General features: G+C 68.9%; 11 protein-coding genes and 1 riboswitch. Of the genes, 2 read left to right on the forward strand and 9 right to left on the reverse strand.

Features of this window, described 5'->3' with window-relative positions; all coding sequences use genetic code 11:
* Positions 1-4 precede the first annotated feature (4 nt).
* The 7 genes from ACWGJ5_RS04650 to nagB all read right to left on the reverse strand — a co-directional run bounded on the left by ACWGJ5_RS04650 (position 5) and on the right by nagB (position 8,059).
* Positions 5-1,036: a ribonucleotide-diphosphate reductase subunit beta gene (locus tag ACWGJ5_RS04650; protein ID WP_453308338.1), complete on the reverse strand. Its 1,032-nt coding sequence runs from the start codon at positions 1,034-1,036 to the stop codon at positions 5-7.
* Positions 1,036-3,399 (reverse strand): ribonucleoside-diphosphate reductase subunit alpha, encoded by a 2,364-nt coding sequence (locus ACWGJ5_RS04655; protein WP_453308339.1) that lies wholly within the window; start codon positions 3,397-3,399, stop codon positions 1,036-1,038. The genes ACWGJ5_RS04650 and ACWGJ5_RS04655 overlap by 1 nt, the downstream gene beginning before the upstream one ends.
* 138 nt (positions 3,400-3,537) lie before the next feature.
* Positions 3,538-3,637, reverse strand: a riboswitch (adenosylcobalamin-variant (AdoCbl-variant) riboswitch).
* A gap of 65 nt (positions 3,638-3,702) precedes the next feature.
* The gene (locus ACWGJ5_RS04660; protein ID WP_453308340.1) at positions 3,703-4,209 is read right to left on the reverse strand and encodes a GNAT family N-acetyltransferase; all 507 of its coding nucleotides are present in this window, start codon (positions 4,207-4,209) and stop codon (positions 3,703-3,705) included.
* Positions 4,210-4,284: 75 nt separating this feature from the next.
* Positions 4,285-5,913, reverse strand: coding sequence for a monocarboxylate uptake permease MctP (gene mctP / locus ACWGJ5_RS04665; protein ID WP_453308341.1), 1,629 nt, complete (start codon positions 5,911-5,913; stop codon positions 4,285-4,287).
* The gene (locus ACWGJ5_RS04670; RefSeq protein WP_453308342.1) at positions 5,910-6,209 is read right to left on the reverse strand and encodes a DUF3311 domain-containing protein; all 300 of its coding nucleotides are present in this window, start codon (positions 6,207-6,209) and stop codon (positions 5,910-5,912) included. Before ACWGJ5_RS04670 ends, mctP begins: the two co-directional genes overlap by 4 nt.
* Positions 6,210-6,341: 132 nt before the next feature.
* The gene (locus tag ACWGJ5_RS04675) at positions 6,342-7,106 is read right to left on the reverse strand and encodes a GntR family transcriptional regulator (protein WP_228623434.1); all 765 of its coding nucleotides are present in this window, start codon (positions 7,104-7,106) and stop codon (positions 6,342-6,344) included.
* A 167-nt stretch (positions 7,107-7,273) separates the two neighbouring features.
* Positions 7,274-8,059: a glucosamine-6-phosphate deaminase gene (nagB, locus tag ACWGJ5_RS04680; RefSeq protein WP_453308343.1), complete on the reverse strand. Its 786-nt coding sequence runs from the start codon at positions 8,057-8,059 to the stop codon at positions 7,274-7,276.
* Positions 8,060-8,182: 123 nt separating this feature from the next.
* Here nagB and ACWGJ5_RS04685 point away from each other — a divergent pair, with 123 nt between their 5' ends.
* Both ACWGJ5_RS04685 and ACWGJ5_RS04690 read left to right on the forward strand, forming a co-directional pair.
* Positions 8,183-8,812 (forward strand): TetR/AcrR family transcriptional regulator, encoded by a 630-nt coding sequence (locus ACWGJ5_RS04685; RefSeq protein WP_453308344.1) that lies wholly within the window; start codon positions 8,183-8,185, stop codon positions 8,810-8,812.
* A 363-nt stretch (positions 8,813-9,175) separates the two neighbouring features.
* Positions 9,176-10,645, forward strand: a complete 1,470-nt coding sequence (locus ACWGJ5_RS04690; protein WP_228623483.1) for a sensor histidine kinase — start codon at positions 9,176-9,178, stop codon at positions 10,643-10,645.
* Between the two features lie 214 nt (positions 10,646-10,859).
* On the opposite strand, the gene ACWGJ5_RS04695 is transcribed toward ACWGJ5_RS04690, so the two are convergent.
* Positions 10,860-11,117, reverse strand: coding sequence for a WhiB family transcriptional regulator (locus ACWGJ5_RS04695; protein ID WP_003992873.1), 258 nt, complete (start codon positions 11,115-11,117; stop codon positions 10,860-10,862).
* A gap of 331 nt (positions 11,118-11,448) precedes the next feature.
* Positions 11,449-12,417, reverse strand: coding sequence for a diacylglycerol/lipid kinase family protein (locus tag ACWGJ5_RS04700; protein WP_453308345.1), 969 nt, complete (start codon positions 12,415-12,417; stop codon positions 11,449-11,451).
* Positions 12,418-12,539: the final 122 nt, after the last annotated feature.

A 12,539-nucleotide genomic window follows, 5' to 3' on the forward strand; every position in this document is an offset into this window, starting at 1 on the left:
CCGGTCAGAAGTCCTCGTCCAGGTCGACGGTGCCCTCCACCGCGACCTGGTACGCCGACGGGCGGCGCTCGAAGAAGTTCGTCAGCTCCTGGACGCCCTGCAGCTCCATGAAGGAGAACGGGTTCTCCGAGCCGTACACCGGGGCGAAGCCGAGGCGGGTCAGGCGCTGGTCGGCGACGCACTCCAGGTACTGCCGCATCGACTCGGTGTTCATGCCCGGAAGGCCGTCGCCGCACAGGTCGCGCGCGAACTGCAGCTCGGCCTCGACGGCCTCCTCCAGCATGTCGGTGACCTGCTGCCCCAACTCGTCGTCGAACAGGTCCGGCTCCTCCTTGCGGACGGTGTCGACCACGTCGAAGGCGAAGGACATGTGCATCGTCTCGTCCCGGAACACCCAGTTGGTGCCGGTGGCGAGACCGTGCAGCAGGCCCCGGCTGCGGAACCAGTAGACGTACGCGAAGGCGCCGTAGAAGAACAGACCCTCGATGCACGCGGCGAAGCAGATCAGGTTGAGCAGGAAGCGACGGCGGTCGGCCTTCGTCTCCAGCCGCTCGAGCTTCTCCACCGAGTCCATCCACTTGAAGCAGAACTGCGCCTTCTCGCGGATGGACGGGATGTTCTCGACGGCCGCGAAGGCCGCCGCCCGGTCGTCCGGGTCGGGCAGGTAGGTGTCCAGGAGCGTCAGGTAGAACTGGACGTGCACGGCCTCCTCGAAGAGCTGACGGCTCAGGTAGAGCCGTGCCTCGGGGGAGTTGATGTGCTTGTACAGCGTCAGCACCAGGTTGTTGGCGACGATCGAGTCACCGGTCGCGAAGAAGGCGACCAGGCGGCCGATGAGGTGCTGCTCCTCGGGCGTCAGCTTCGCGAGGTCGGCGACGTCCGAGTGGAGGTCGACCTCCTCCACGGTCCAGGTGTTCTTGATCGCGTCCCGGTAGCGCTCGTAGAAGTCCGGGTAGCGCATGGGACGCAGGGTCAGCTCGAAGCCCGGGTCGAGGAGGTTGGTGTTGCGGGTGGTGGCCGGGTGACGGGTGGGCATTACTGGCAGGCCTCGCAGGACTCGGGGTTTTCCAGGGAGCAGGCGACGGCGTCGGGGTCGGCGACCTGCTGGACGGGGATGGTCTTCTGGGTCTGGGCCTGGGCCGCGCGGGCGATACGGGTCGCCGGGCGGGAGCGCAGGTAGTACGTCGTCTTCAGGCCCGACTTCCAGGCGTACGCGTACATCGAGGAGAGCTTGCCGATGGTCGGCGTCTCCAGGAAGAGGTTCAGGGACTGGGCCTGGTCCAGGAACGGGGTGCGGGCCGCCGCCATGTCGATCAGCCCGCGCTGCGGGATCTCCCACGCCGTGCGGTACAGCGCCCGTACGTCGGCCGGGATCCACGCGAAGTCCTGCACCGAGCCGTTCGAGTCGCGCAGCGCCTCACGGGTGCGGGCGTCCCACACGCCCAGCTCCTTCAGGTCCTGCACCAGGTACGAGTTGACCTGCAGGAACTCACCGGACAGCGTCTCGCGCTTGAACAGGTTCGACACCTGCGGCTCGATGCACTCGTACACGCCCGCGATGGAGGCGATGGTGGCGGTGGGCGCGATGGCCAGCAGGAGGGAGTTGCGCATGCCGACCTCGGCGACACGGCTGCGCAGGGCCGCCCAGCGCTCCGGCCAGGTCAGTTCGACGCCGTAGTGGTCGGGGTGCAGCACACCCCGGGCCGTACGGGTCTTCTCCCAGGCCGGCAGCGGGCCGTTGCGCTCGGCCAGGTCGGCGGAGGCCTCGTACGCGGCGAGCATGATCCGCTCGGCGATCCGCGTGGACAGGGCCCTGGCCTCCGGCGAGTCGAAGGGCAGGCGCAGCTTGAAGAAGACGTCCTGCAGACCCATCGCGCCGAGGCCGACGGGACGCCACTTGGCGTTCGACCGTCCCGCCTGCTCGGTCGGGTAGAAGTTGATGTCGACCACGCGGTCGAGGAAGGTGACCGCGGTGCGGACGGTGTCGTCCAGCCGCTGCCAGTCGATGTCCCCGTCGGCCACGAAGGCACCGAGGTTCACCGAACCCAGGTTGCAGACCGCCGTCTCCCCGTCGTCCGTGACCTCCAGGATCTCCGTGCAGAGGTTGGAGGAGTGGACCACGTGCCCCGGCAGGGCCGTCTGGTTGGCGGTGCGGTTCGCCGCGTCCTTGAAGGTCATCCAGCCGTTGCCGGTCTGTGCGAGGGTGCGCATCATCCGGCCGTACAGCTCACGCGCCGGCATGGTCTTCTTCGCCAGGCCCGCCGCCTCGGCCTTGCGGTACGCGGCGTCGAACTCCTCGCCCCACAGGTCCACCAGCTCCGGCACGTCCGCCGGGGAGAACAGCGACCACTGCGCGTCGGCGTCGACCCGGCGCATGAACTCGTCCGGGATCCAGTGCGCGAGGTTCAGGTTGTGCGTACGGCGGGCGTCCTCACCGGTGTTGTCCCGCAGTTCCAGGAACTCCTCGATGTCGGAGTGCCAGGTCTCCAGGTACACGGCCGCGGCGCCCTTGCGCCGGCCGCCCTGGTTCACGGCGGCCACCGAGGCGTCCAGCGTCTTCAGGAACGGCACGATGCCGTTGGAGTGCCCGTTGGTGCCGCGGATCAGCGAACCGCGGCTGCGGATCCGGGAGTACGACAGTCCGATGCCGCCCGCGTGCTTGGAGAGCCGGGCCACCTGGTGGTAGCGGTCGTAGATGGAGTCCAGCTCGTCCAGCGGGGAGTCGAGGAGGTAGCAGGACGACATCTGCGGGTGCCGCGTGCCGGAGTTGAAGAGCGTGGGGGAGGACGGGAGGTAGTCGAGCCGGCTCATGAGCCCGTGCAGAGCGGCCACTTCGTCCAGGGAGCGGGTCGTGTCGTCCTCGGCCAGGCCGCTCGCGACCCGCAGCAGGAAGTGCTGGGGCGTCTCGATGACCCTGCGGGTGATCGGGTGCCGGAGCAGGTAGCGGCTGTGCAGGGTGCGCAGGCCGAAGTAGCCGAAGCGGTCGTCGGCCCGCCGGTCGATCAGCGCGTCGAGCCGTTCGGCGTGCAGCCGTACGAAGTCGGCGGTGCGGTCGGCGATGAGCCCCTCGCGGTGCCCCACGGCCACGGACTCGGTGAAGGACGTCACGCCCTGCGAGGCGGCCTCGGCGCGGATGGAGACGGTCAGCAGCCGGGCGGCCAGCCGCGAGTAGGCCGGATCCTCGGAAATGAGCCCGGCGGCGGCCTCCGTGGCCAGCTCGCGCAACTCCGCCTCGTCAGCCCTCGCCGACCGGCCCCGCAGCGCGGCGGCGGCGACCCGGCCGGGGTCGGCGTCGGGAAGGTCGGCGGTCAGCTCGGTCAGGGTCCGCAGCAACGCGGTACCGGGACCGTCGGTCTCCAGGCCGCCGGCTGAAACCGGATCTGCTGGCGCGATGGTCACGTGGGGCTCTCCCTCGCTCGGCACGGGGGCCTTGTGGAGGGCAGGGGGCAGCCACGAGCGCGCACGGCGTCGCGTCCACCGGCCCATCCCACGAGGCCCGGACGTCTGAAGGCCACCCGAACCGGACGGCCGGGTGCGCTGTCGGCAGGTCCTCGGACTGACTCCTGAGCGCAGACGCGCACAAGTACACCGTTGCGGGACAGTTCCGGATTCACACCGGATTCCCCTGCGGCGACAGCGAGGAAGAGCATACATCTAGTGCCGGGTTGCGGTGACACCCCCAGATGTTGTGTCGTGACGGTGTCAGAGCGTCAACTTGTAGGTGAGCAGAGTGATGTCGTCCAGTTCCGGGATCGGGTTCCAGTCGCGTTCGGGGACGCGGACGAATCCCAGGCGCTCGTAGATGCGGTGGGCCGCGTGCATGGTGCGCTGGGTGGACAGGACGACCGCCGTGCAGCCCTGCATGGCCCGTGCGCGGTCGATGCAGGCCCGGACGAGGGCCTCGCCGGCGCCCTGGCCGCGAGCGGCTCCGGAGACGGCCAGCATGCGGATCTCGGCCTCTCCGGGGCGGGCGATGTCGGCCATGGGGCCGGGGGACGGTACGAAGGTGACTCCGCCGAGGAGGGTGTCGTTCCGTACGGCCGCGAGAACCTCCGCCACGGCCGCCCGCTTGGCCACGTCTCTCAGTTCGCCCAGGTACCCGTCGCTCTCCCCGAAGTCGAGGAGGCCGTCCTGGAGGTAGGCCTCGGCGGTGATCTCGCCCAGGGCGTCGTACTCGTCGGGGATGGCCTGCCGGATCGCGATGTCCATGGCACCGAGTGTGCCGGAGGGGTACGACAACGGGCCGCCGGATTCTCCTCCGGCGGCCCGTCGTACAGCAGTCGCTCAGTGACCGGCGCCCGCGGTGGCCGGCGGCAGTTCCACCTGCACCCCCGGGTCGCCCGCGTCCGCCGTGTAGTCCTCCGGCCTGGTCTCGTCCGTGCCCTCGGGGGCCTTCACGGCCTTGAGGACGAAGGTGAGGACCACGGTGACCACGACGTTGAGGACGAACGCGGTGAGGCCGATGTAGCCGATCTCGCCGATGCCGGGGATCTCCTTGGCCGAGCCGCCGAAGTGCTTCTGGGTCGGGGAGGCGACGCCGTACGCGGCGACCGTGCCGTACGCCATGCCGACCGCCCAGCCGGCGAGCAGGGCCCAGCGGTGGAACCAGCGGGTGAACAGGCCGCCGACCAGGGCCGGGAAGGTCTGCAGGATCCAGATGCCGCCCAGCAGCTGGAAGTTGATGGCGACGGTCTTGTCCATGGTGAGGACGAAGACCAGCGCGCCGACCTTCACCAGCAGCGAGACGAGCTTGGAGACCTGGGCCTCCTGCTTCGGCGTGGCGTCCGGCTTGATGAAGTCCCGGTAGATGTTGCGCGTGAAGAGGTTCGCCGCCGCGATCGACATGATCGCCGCCGGGACCAGCGCGCCGATGCCGATCGCCGCGAAGGCCACGCCCGCGAACCAGTCCGGGAACATGTTCTCGAACAGCTGCGGGATGGCCAGCTGGCCGTTGGTGACCTTGACCCCGGCCGCGATCGCCATGAAGCCCAGCAGCGCGAGCAGGCCGAGCATCAGGGAGTACAGCGGCAGGATCGTGGTGTTGCGGCGGATCACCTCACGGCTCTTGGAGGACAGGGTCGCGGTGATCGAGTGCGGGTACATGAAGAGCGCGAGGGCGGAGCCAAGGGCCAGGGTGGCGTACGTCCACTGGCCGGCCTGCGGGGGTACGAGCGCGCCGCGCGGCTTGCCGGTCGCCGGGTTGACCTGGCTGAACGCGTGGCCCGCCTTGGCGAAGATGTCGTCGAAGCCGCCCAGCTTGATCGGGATGTAGATGATCGCCACCGCGATGACGATGTAGATCAGCGCGTCCTTGACGAACGCGATCAGGGCGGGGGCGCGCAGGCCGGAGGAGTAGGTGTAGGCCGCCAGCACGCCGAAGGCGATCAGCAGCGGCAGGTCCCGTACGAACCAGTTGGTGCTGCTGTCGCCGCCGACGCCCATGACGTCCAGCACGGCCTGGATGCCGACGAGCTGGAGCGCGATGTACGGCATCGTCGCCAGGATGCCGGTCAGCGCGACCGCCAGCGACAGACCCTTGGAGCCGAAGCGGCCGCGGACGAAGTCCGAGGTGGTGACGTATCCGTGGCGGTGCGAGACCGACCACAGGCGCGGCAGGAACGTGAAGATCAGCGGGTAGACCAGGATCGTGTACGGCACCGCGAAGAAGCCGGCCGCGCCCGCCGTGTAGATCGCCGCCGGCACGGCGACGAAGGTGTACGCCGTGTAGAGGTCGCCGCCGAGCAGGAACCAGGTGATCCAGGTGCCGAACGACCGCCCGCCCAGGCCCCATTCGTCCAGGGAGTGTTCGTCGTCCGCCCTGCGCCAGCGGGCGGCCAGGAAGCCCATCACCGTGACGGCCAGGAAGAAGAAGATGAAGACGCCGAGCGCGACGCCGTTGACGCCGTTCTTCACTTCACCTCACCGCCCTTCTCTGAAGCTGGGGAGGCGGGGGAAGCGGGGGAAGCATGGGCGCCGCGGGTGCGCTGGTCGCGCTGCCACAGCATGTACGCGGTCATCGTGAGCGCGGTGGAGATCAGCACCCAGAGCATCTGGTACCAGTAGAAGAACGGGATCCCGACGAAGGCGGGGTCCGTCTTGGCGTAGGAGCCGACCCAGGGCATCGCCACGAAGGGCGCGACGAGACACAGGCCGATGATCACGCGGACCGGTGTCACCACCGGTGGTCTCACTTCAGGCGTTTCGGACATGCCACGTGCTCCGTCCCCTCGCTGATCACCTGTGCAATGCGCAGGCAATCTAGGTGACGGTGTCGTGGCAGTGGAAGACCTCGTCCGTATCTCGGTATATCGATTCAGCGAAGGTCCCCGGCTTCTGCTTGCCTACTCCACAGGCCGCTTCAGCCTCGCGACGAACTTGTACCGGTCGCCCCGGTACACCGACCGCACCCACTCCACCGGCTTGCCCTCGCGGTCCAGGGAGTGTCGGGAGAGCATCAGCATCGGCAGACCCACGTCGGTGCCGAGCAGACCCGCCTCGCGCGGGGTGGCCAGCGAGGTCTCGATGGTCTCCTCGGCCTCGGCGAGGTGGACGTCGTAGACCTCGGCGAGGGCGGTGTAGAGGGAGGTGTACTTCACCAGGGAGCGGCGCAGGGCCGGGAAGCGCTTGGCGCTCAGGTGGGTGGTCTCGATGGCCATCGGCTCGCCGTTGGCCATGCGCAGCCGCTCGATGCGCAGCACCCGTCCGCCCGCGGCGATGTCGAGCAGCCCGGCGAGCCGGTCGTCGGCGGTGATGTAGCCGACGTCCAGCAGCTGCGAGGTCGGCTCCAGACCCTGGGCGCGCATGTCCTCGGTGTAGGAGGTGAGCTGGAGCGCCTGGGAGACCTTGGGCTTGGCGACGAAGGTGCCCTTGCCCTGGATGCGCTCCAGGCGGCCCTCGACCACCAGTTCCTGCAGGGCCTGGCGGACGGTGGTGCGGGAGGTGTCGAACTCGGCCGCCAGCGTGCGCTCGGGCGGGACCGGCGTGCCCGGCGCCTGGGTCTCCGTCATGTCGAGCAGGTGCTTCTTCAGGCGGTAGTACTTGGGCACGCGCGCCGTACGGACGGTCGTGCCGGCCTCGTTCTCCGCACTGCTGACGTCGGTGGTCATGCTCTGCCTTCCCGGCTCCCGGTGCCGAAAGCGACCGACTGACATCGGCCACGGCTCACATCGTGGCACGGGTTCTTCTGTCAGGACTCCACCCGCACGCTCCGTGATCTCCTCTATATATCGTTGCAACCGAGGTTGGTCTAGTCCATCGGCCCGGGCGTCCCGGCCTAGATCCCCTGCCAGTCCGGCTTGCCCGCGAACGTGTGCCGGAAGTAGTCGGCCAGCTTCAGCTTGGACGCGGCCGCCTCGTCGACGACCACCGTGGCGTGCGGGTGCAGCTGCAGCGCGGAGGCCGGGCAGACGGCCGCGACCGGGCCCTCGACGGTCGCGGCGACCGCGTCCGCCTTGCCCTCGCCGGTCGCCAGCAGCACCAGGTGCCGGGCCTCCAGGATGGTGCCGATGCCCTGGGTGATGACGTGGTGCGGCACCTGCTCGATGTCGCCGTCGAAGAAGCGTGCGTTGTCGACACGGGTCTGTTCGGTCAGCGTCTTGATCCGGGTGCGCGAGGCGAGGGACGAGCACGGCTCGTTGAACCCGATGTGCCCGTCGGTGCCGATGCCCAGCAGCTGCAGGTCCACTCCGCCGGCCGCCGCGAGCGCGCGGTCGTACGCCTCGCAGGCCGCCTGGACGTCCTCGGCGGTGCCGTCGGGACCGAGGAACTTGTCCATGCCGATGCCGAGCGGCTCCAGGACCTCCCGGCGCAGCACCGAGCGATAGGACTCGGGGTGGTCGGCGGGCAGCCCCACGTACTCGTCGAGCTGGGCTATGCGCGCCCGCGAGGTGTCCACGGCGCCGGAGCGCCACTTCGCGGTCAGCGCCTGGTAGACGGGCAGCGGGGTGGAGCCGGTGGCCACGCCGAGCAGGGCGTCGGGCTTGCGTCGCAGCAGCTGTGCCATGGCCTCGGCGATCAGCTCGCCGCCCGCCGCGGCGTCCGGAACGATGACAACTTCCACGCTGGGCCTGCCGTTCTGAAGTGGGCTCTGGACGACTCTGTGTGGTTTAGACCAATCTAACAGAGGCGGGTCTCCTGGGGTGAGCCCCTGTATTTTTCTAAGGGCCGCTATAAAATGCCCTCCATGGTGAGCGGTCAGGACACGGGAACGCGGGCCGGGGCCTCCAGATCGCGCGGCCGCCCGCGCTCCTTCGATCGTGCCACCGCGCTGGAGAAGGCGCTCATGGCCTTCTGGAAGCACGGCTACGAGGCCACCTCGGTCGCCGACCTCACCAGGATCATGGGCATCGGCGCCCCGAGCCTGTACGCGGCCTTCGGTGACAAGCGGACCCTGTTCGAGGAGGTCGTGCGGCTCTACACCGACTCGTACGGCGCCTTCGGTGAGCGGGCCCTCGCCGAGGAGCCCACCGCCCGCGCCGCCGTCACGCGCATGCTGCGCGAGGCCGCCGCCGGGTACACCGACCCCGCGCACCCGTACGGCTGCCTGGTCGTGCACGCCGCCACCAACTGCACCAGCCCCGAGGTGGAACGGCTGCTGCGCGAGCGGCGCACCGCGGACATCGCCGCAGTGGAGTCCCGGATCCGGGTGGACGTCACGGAGGGCCGGCTGCCGTCCGGCACCGACGCCACCGCCCTCGCCCGGCACACCGGCGCCATGATCCAGGGCATGTCCCAGCAGGCCCGCGACGGGGCGAGCCGGGAAGAACTGGAAGCACTCGCGGAAATTGCCATGTCCATCTGGCCCCGCAGCTGACCAAGGCGGGCTAGGCTGCGTGGCATCGGGTGCCATCGTCTACGTCATACAGTCTTCGTGCATGCCGACAAGACCATGGACACACACTTGTGGTCTAGTCCACAATCAAAAGTGAACAAGCCTCCGTCTTCCCCGCACAGGAAGGCGGATCGAGGGACCGGAGCTCTCTGCCCTGACTGCCCCGGCTCCTCGACCTTCGGCCGACCGGGACCGCACACCCCACGGCCGATGATGCTCCGGGCTGCGGTGCCGGGAGGGTTGAGGGTCCCTTCCAGGCGCCGCGGCCCGCGGGTGTTTTCCGGGGCCGGTCACGGGTGTTTTCGGCCATCCGAGACCCGCGGGTACGCTCACAACGTGCCCTCCATGAACGAACTGGTCCGCCAGCACACCGCCCTCGACGACTCCGACCTCGAGTGGCTCCATCTGCTGGTCTCGGAGTGGCAGCTGCTCTCCGACCTCTCCTTCGCCGACCTGGTCCTGTGGGTCCCCACCCGGGACGGCACCCGGTACGTCTCGGTCGCCCAGATGCGCCCCAACACCGGCCCCACCTCCTACCAGGACGACATGGTCGGCCACCTGGTCCCGCGCGGCCGGCGGCCCATGCTGGACGCGGCGCTGGACGAGGGCCGGATCGTGCGCGAGGGCGACCCGGAGTGGCGCGAAGAGGTCCCCGTACGGGTCGAGTCCATCCCCGTGCGGCGCGAGGGCCGCGTGCTCGGCGTGATCGCCCGCAACACCAACCTGCTCACGGTCCGCACCCCGAGCCGTCTGGAGCTCACCTACCTGCAGAGCGCCTCCGACCTCGCGCAGATGATCGCGGCAGGTTCCTTCCCCTTCCCGAACCAGCAGGTCGACATGGACGCCTCGCCGCGCGTCGGCGACGGCCTGATCCGGCTGGACATCGACGGCCTCGTCCAGTACGCCTCCCCGAACGCCCTGTCCGCCTACCACCGCCTCGGCCTCGCCGCCGACCTGGTCGGTCAGCACCTCGGGCAGACCACCGCCGAACTGGCCCCGACCCGGGGACCGGTCGACGAGGCGCTCGTCAAGCTGGCCAGCGGCTGGGCGCCGCGCGAGTTCGAGATCGAGGCCAACGACGGCGTCATCCAGTTCCGGGCGATCCCGCTCAAGCCCAAGGGCACCCGGATCGGTTCGCTGGTGCTGTGCCGGGACGTCACCGAACTGCGGCGCCGCGAGCGGGAGTTGATCACCAAGGACGCGACCATCCGGGAGATCCACCACCGGGTGAAGAACAACCTCCAGACCGTCGCCGCGCTGCTGCGGCTGCAGGCGCGGCGCATCGAGTCCGAACGCGGCCGGGAAGCCCTGGAGGAGGCCGTCCGCCGGGTCGGCTCGATCGCGATCGTGCATGAGACGCTGTCTCAGAACCTGGATGAGCGCGTGGAGTTCGACGACATCGCCGACCGCGTGCTGGCGATGGTCGCCGAGATCTCGCCGGGCAAGGTGACCGGCCGGCGCAGCGGGCGCTTCGGGATCCTCGACGCCGAGGTGGCCACCCCGCTGTCGATGGTCCTCACCGAGATCCTGCAGAACGCCCTGGAGCACGGCTTCCGCGAGGGCGACACCGGCACGGTCGAGGTCTCGGCGGTCCGTGGCGGTACGACGAAGGAGGCCCGGCTCCTCGTCACGGTCCAGGACGACGGCGTCGGCCTGCCCGAGGGCTTCGACCCGCACCGCTCGGGCAACCTGGGGCTGCAGATCGTACGGACGCTGGTGGAAGGGGAGTTGGGCGGCTCCTTCGACATGGTCCCGGCGCCGGGACAGGGGACCAGGGTGATCCTCGACATTCCGGTGCGGGCGCAGAAGCAGTAGCCCAATGGCCGTACAGTGGCGGCCGGTTACAGCGGCGACCGGTTGCGGACAGCAAAAAGCCCCGGACCGCCGTCGGTCCGGGGCTTGTGCTCGTTGCTGCTCTGCTTATATCGCTAAGCGCATCGGGGGATACTGCGCGCTGCGGCTCGGGGGCGGGAGATGCGTGCGTGCTGCACGCGCCGCCAAGCTCAGGCTGTCAGCAGGGGTGGGTGTGTCAGGCGGAGGCCTGACGGGCCCGGTTGCGGGCGGCGCGGCGCTTCATGGCGCGGCGCTCGTCCTCGCTGAGACCACCCCAGACGCCGGAGTCCTGACCGGACTCGAGCGCCCACTGCAGACACTGCTCGATCACCGGGCAGCGACGGCAGACGGCCTTGGCTTCCTCGATCTGCAGCAGCGCAGGACCGGTGTTGCCGATGGGGAAGAAGAGCTCGGGGTCTTCCTCGCGGCAAACGGCGTTGTGACGCCAGTCCATGGCTGCTACCTCTCCTAGGTTCTCTGAACGTATTACGTACAGGTTGCTTGTGAATGTGAACGCTTTCACGAATCCCTCAACAAGTGAAGGGCCGACCGCCAGGTCTTCCCCGGCGTGGTCCTTGGTTTGAAGAGGGGTTCCGGTGATCAGTGGAGGCCGGTGTTGCGGGCCGTCCCGATCGCCACGTAGAGACTCGCAAACCTCGGCGACGGATACAACCCCTTCCGGAAAGTTTTTTTTGATTCCTCGGTGTCGACTAGGTCACAGCCGTACTTCCATGGGGTGGATCCTGGCCTAAACGTTCGAGTGAAAGGACTTTCGCCCGTTCCGCTCACACAATCACACGCAGTGCACGGCGTACGCCTGTGAACGTCACGCTCGTACGCAGTCCCAGATGGTCACCGTCCATCTGTAGGGGCAGAGGCACCTTCGAATGCAAGGTGAACTGATCCAGATCATGCAGCGAGACGACATGTCGACCATGGGGTCCGCGCTCGGGGGACGAAGTGAGCAACTGGGTGCCATACCGGGCAACCGCGGCCGACGACAGGCGGCTGAGACCGAGTACGTCGATGCCGGTATCGAACGAGGCCTTAGGTGATGTGTACATGGGGCGATTGCCGAGATACGTCCAAGGGGACGTGTTCGAGATTATGGCGACCACAAGATCGGCAATCGGATCCTCGCCGGGTTGCTCCAGCGTGATCGACCCGCGCCGGCGGTTCTGCTCACCGAGGAACTGCCGGATCACCTGACGTACGTACAACGCGTGCGTCGACTTCTTCCCGCGCTCGCGCTGCTGCTCCACCCGGCCGACGACACCCGCGTCGAATCCCAGTCCCGCGTTGAAGGTGAACCAGCGGTCCGGGACCGCCTCGTCCTCGGTGCCGGGCGTGCCCGAGGTCAACCCGAGCCCGACGAGCCGTTCCCGGCTCTCCCGCAACGCGTCCAGCAGGGCGCCGGTGGCCTCGACCGGGTCGTTGGGCAGGCCCAGGGCGCGGGCGAAGACGTTCGTGGAGCCACCGGGTACGACGGCGAGGCCGGGCAGGCGCTCCGGGTCGGGGCCGGCGTGCAGCAGGCCGTTGACGACCTCGTTGACCGTGCCGTCGCCGCCGAGGGCCACCACGAGATCGATGTCGTCACTGTCCGCCGCCTGCCGGCCGAGGTCGCGCGCGTGTCCGCGGTACTCGGTGGTGACCGCCTCCAGCTTCATCTCGCTCGCCAGCGCGTGGATCAGCACGTCACGCCTGCGTGCGCTTGTGGTGGTTGCCGCCGGATTGACCACGAGAAGTGCACGCATGGACTGCAGCGTACCTACTGGGGGGTACCGGGCCCATATCGAGGTAGGGATCGGGTAAGAGGTGGGGGCGTGAACCTGGACACTCGGAACGCTGCCGGCCGTCGGATCCCTGCCGGCGCGGG

Source organism: Streptomyces sp. NPDC054783 (genome assembly GCF_053611725.1).

Bases quoted from the DNA above. Each gene is read 5' to 3' on its own strand.
- ACWGJ5_RS04670 (WP_453308342.1), bottom strand. From the start codon at position 6,209: ATGTCCGAAACGCCTGAAGTGAGACCACCGGTGGTGACACCGGTCCGC.
- ACWGJ5_RS04700 (WP_453308345.1), bottom strand. From the start codon at position 12,417: ATGCGTGCACTTCTCGTGGTCAATCCGGCGGCAACCACCACAAGCGCA.
- ACWGJ5_RS04690 (WP_228623483.1), top strand. From the start codon at position 9,176: ATGAACGAACTGGTCCGCCAGCACACCGCCCTCGACGACTCCGACCTC.
- ACWGJ5_RS04675 (WP_228623434.1), bottom strand. From the start codon at position 7,106: ATGACCACCGACGTCAGCAGTGCGGAGAACGAGGCCGGCACGACCGTC.
- ACWGJ5_RS04650 (WP_453308338.1), bottom strand. From the start codon at position 1,036: ATGCCCACCCGTCACCCGGCCACCACCCGCAACACCAACCTCCTCGAC.
- ACWGJ5_RS04685 (WP_453308344.1), top strand. From the start codon at position 8,183: ATGGTGAGCGGTCAGGACACGGGAACGCGGGCCGGGGCCTCCAGATCG.
- ACWGJ5_RS04695 (WP_003992873.1), bottom strand. From the start codon at position 11,117: ATGGACTGGCGTCACAACGCCGTTTGCCGCGAGGAAGACCCCGAGCTC.
- ACWGJ5_RS04660 (WP_453308340.1), bottom strand. From the start codon at position 4,209: ATGGACATCGCGATCCGGCAGGCCATCCCCGACGAGTACGACGCCCTG.